The sequence below is a fragment of the Chryseobacterium sp. SIMBA_038 genome, assembly GCF_046535115.1.
Classification (GTDB): Bacteria; Bacteroidota; Bacteroidia; order Flavobacteriales; family Weeksellaceae; genus Chryseobacterium.
The window spans coordinates 1-350 of sequence record NZ_JAWRXH010000059.1 but is presented as its reverse complement, the minus strand read 5'-3'; the positions used below and the strand labels follow the sequence as shown (position 1 = coordinate 350).

General features: G+C 59.4%; 1 protein-coding gene. It reads left to right on the top strand.

The window, feature by feature from the left end:
* A partial coding sequence (locus tag SB689_RS22710) for a hypothetical protein (protein WP_410694335.1) occupies window positions 1-350 on the top strand: 350 nt, incomplete at both ends.

Genomic DNA, 350 nt, shown 5'->3' with positions numbered 1-350 from the left:
AAGAACCGATCGTCTTCTGGATGTCGAAGGCCAAGTCTGTTGTCGGTCAAACCTTCACGAATTTTTCGGGCGGGAAATACAGCGAGATCGTTGATGGCTTCGCCGTCGTCAACGTCGGCCAGCTCGACCCCGCGCTGATCTCCGACAGCACAACGCCACTGCTCGTCCTCGCAACCACCGGCCTGTTCAACAACAAGGACCAGGCCGAAGGCGCGCTCAACATCTACAAGCAGGACCAAGACCTCTTCGGGAACCAGTCGCCGTGGGAGCGGCTCATCGAACGTTCCGATAACGGCGAGCGCCGCCCGCTCGTCATTGTCTACGACGAAGGCCACAACCTTTCGCCGCAG